Genomic DNA, 3019 nt, shown 5'->3' with positions numbered 1-3019 from the left:
CCGGTGGGGGGCGGGGTCTGGCGTGGTGGGCGTCGTCTGCTTCGTCGTAATCGGCGGGGGGGACCGGGGGGGGCGGGGGGTTGACCACGGGGGTGCCCGGGGGAGGGGTGGGCGGCGCGGTGCTCTGCCCGGTGCCCGGCGCGGTGCTCTCCGGTGGCGCGGTGCTCTCCGGTGGCGCCGCGCTCGGCGACGGCAGCAGCCCGGTGTTGTCCCGCAGCCTGACCTGCGTCGGAGCGGACGGCGGGGGTTCGCCGGGCAGCGCCCAGGTCGCCACCGCCGCCCCGAGGGGCAGCGCCAGCGCGGCGGTCAGCAGGACGATCCGGGAGGCTCGCACCCGCCCACCCTCTCCGGCCGGGGCGAACCCCGCATGAGAGCGGGATGAAGAAATCTTCATCTCCCTGCTCCCGCGCCGCTCACCCGGTCGGCGCGAGCCGCGCGCCCACCAGGAGCAGCCGCAGCACCCGCTCGGCCGCGTCGGCCAGGAACTCGCCGCCGCGCAGGATCGCCTCGTCCAGCGACACCGGGCGCGGCAGGATCGCCTGGAACGCGTCGATGCCCGCCGCGTAGGCCGCGTCCGCGCGCGGGCCGATCGTGCCCGCCAGCGCGATCACCGGCTTGCCGTGCGCCTTGGCGCGGCGCGCCACCTCGGCGGGCACCTTGCCGTGCGGGGTCTGGGCGTCGATCGCGCCCTCGGCCGTGATCACCAGGTCGGCGGCGGCCAGCCGGGCGTCCAGGTCGACGTGGTCCAGCAGCACGTCGAACCGGGGCAGCAGCGGCGCGCCGAGCACCGCGCTCAGCCCGGCCCCGAGCCCGCCGGACGCACCGGAGCCGGGCAGCAGCGCCACGTCCGCGCCCAGGTCGCGGCGCAGCACGTCGGCCCAGTTGTCCAGCGCGTCCGCCAGCAGCTCCACCTGCTGGGGCGACGCGCCCTTCTGCGGCCCGAACACCCTGGCCACGCCGCGCGGTCCGCACAGCACGTTGTGCGGGTTGACCGCGAGCCGGGTCGTGGTGGCGGCGAGCCTGGGGTCGAGCCCGGAGACGTCCACCGAGCGGGCGTGCGCCAGCGCCGCCGCCCCCGGCGCGACCTCGCGGCCGTGCCGGTCCCGGACGCGCACGCCCAGCGCCTGGAGCGCGCCCGCGCCGCCGTCCGAGGTGCCGGAGTCGCCGCAGCCCACCAGCACCGAGTCGCAGCCCGCGTCCAGCGCGGCCGAGATCAGCTCGCCCACGCCCCGGCTGGTGGTCAGGCCGGGGTCGCGCCGGTGCGCGGGCACCAGCCGCAGGCCCGCGGCGGCGGCCATCTCCACGACGGCGGTGCGGCCGTCGCCGAGCACCGCGAAGTGCGAGTGCACCGGCAGCCCGACCGGGCCGGTGACGGTGGTGTCGACCAGGTGGCCGCCGGTGGCGCTCGCGAGCGCGGCGGCCGAGCCCTCGCCGCCGTCGACCAGGGGCACCCGGTCGACGTCCGCGTCGGGCACGACCCGGCGCACGCCGGTGGCGATGGCGTCGGCGGCGGCCTCCGCGCCGAGGCTCTCCTTGAAGCCGCTGGGGGCTACGACGATCCGCATCTCTGGTGCTCCTCGGGGCTGGGGGACTAGAGGGAGGTGGGGAGACCGGTCGCGGGCCACACGAGCAGCGCGAACGCGCTGACGACGGCGACGTGCAGCGGGGCCAGCGCGGCGGACAGGCGCAGCAGGTCGCGCGCCGAGTAGGTCGGGACGCCCTCGACGTCGGCGAACAGCGCGACCGGCTTCGCCGAGGACGTGAGGGTGTGGCAGAACCCGGCGGCGGCGGTCGAGGCGAACACGGCCCGCGCGGGGTTCACCCCGGCGGCCAGCGCCAGCGGGATCACCACCGGGACCAGCACGGACGAGCGGGCCGAGCGGGACTGGACGGCCAGGTGCGCGGCGGTGCCGACCAGCACGACGGCGATCAGGAAGTGCTCGGGGGAGGCGTGCTCGAGCGGTGCGAGGGCGTGGTCGGCCAGCCACTGGGCGGCGCCGGTGGTGACCAGGGCGTCACCGAGGGCGGCGGTCGCGGCGGTGAACAGCAGCAGCGACCAGGGGACGGTCTTGAGGGCGGCGCCGGGGGAGACGCGGTGCTCGCCGTGCGGGGGGACGGTGATGACCAGGGCGCCGAGCAGGCCGACGAGCGCGGGCGGGGCGCCGTGGAGGGGCTCGGTGCACCAGAGGGCGAGGACGGCGGCGGTCGTGGCGGCGGCGTGCTTCTCGGGGGCGGTCCAGGCCTTCGGCGGGGTGGGGAGGTCGAGGCTCAGGCGGGTCTTGCGGTCCCGGCGGCGGGTGAACAGCAGCAGGGTCAGCTCGGCGGCCAGGTGGCAGGACAGGACCGCGAGCGGCAGCCCGAGCAGCAACCAGTGCAGGAAGCCGATGCCGCTGCCGGTGGCGTCGGCGAGGAGCTGGTCGGCAATGAGGTGCGCGCCCGCGCCGATCAGGGTGGACACGGCGGACAGCAGCACCACGGTCGGGAACAGCAGCGAGAGCGCTTTCGCCAGGCGCGGGTCCACGGCCTTCGCCAGCGAGGTGAACACCGGCAGCGCGAGCGCGGCCCGACCCGAGGTGGAGGGGACGGCGAGGGAGGAGCCGACCAGCGCCAGGGTGGTCAGGTGCGCGAGCTGGCGCGGCGTGCGGGCCCGGTTGAGCAGCGCGGCCGTGAACCGCTCCACCAGCCCCGACCGGGTGAGCCCGGCGGCGAGCACGAAGGCGGCGATCAGCAGCCAGACCAGGTCGGCCCCGAGCGTGGCGAACACCTCGTCGGCCTCGACGGCGCCGGAGGCGGCGAGGAGGGAGACGGCGACGAGCGCGACCCAGGTGTCGTCGACCTTCGTGAACACCCACGCCCCGACCGCCCCGGTGAACACCGCGAGCACCACCGCGCCCCGCCAGTGCAACCCGTCCGCGGGGAGGGCGGCGGCGAGCACCGCGAGGGCGGCGAGCGCGATGGCGAGGTGAGCGCGCGGCCGCTTGCGCGGCGGCTTCGGGCGGGCGAGTGGGACGGTCGCCTG

2 protein-coding genes and 1 pseudogene are annotated in these 3019 nt (G+C 77.4%); all 3 read right to left on the bottom strand.

What is annotated here, in order from left to right:
• A pseudogene (locus ACTUAL_RS24165) lies at nucleotides 1-334 on the bottom strand (hypothetical protein); the annotation flags it as partial.
• Between the two features lie 79 nt (nucleotides 335-413).
• Nucleotides 414-1565 (bottom strand): glycerate kinase family protein, encoded by a 1152-nt coding sequence (locus ACTUAL_RS24160; protein WP_440901853.1) that lies wholly within the window; start codon nucleotides 1563-1565, stop codon nucleotides 414-416.
• Between the two features lie 26 nt (nucleotides 1566-1591).
• On the bottom strand, nucleotides 1592-3019 hold a 1428-nt coding region (locus ACTUAL_RS24155), incomplete at its 5' end, for an SLC13 family permease (RefSeq protein ID WP_440901852.1).

It is taken from the genome of Actinosynnema sp. (assembly GCF_052038725.1).
Note: the sequence above shows the minus strand (reverse complement) of the source record. Positions and strands in the feature narration are given on the sequence as shown.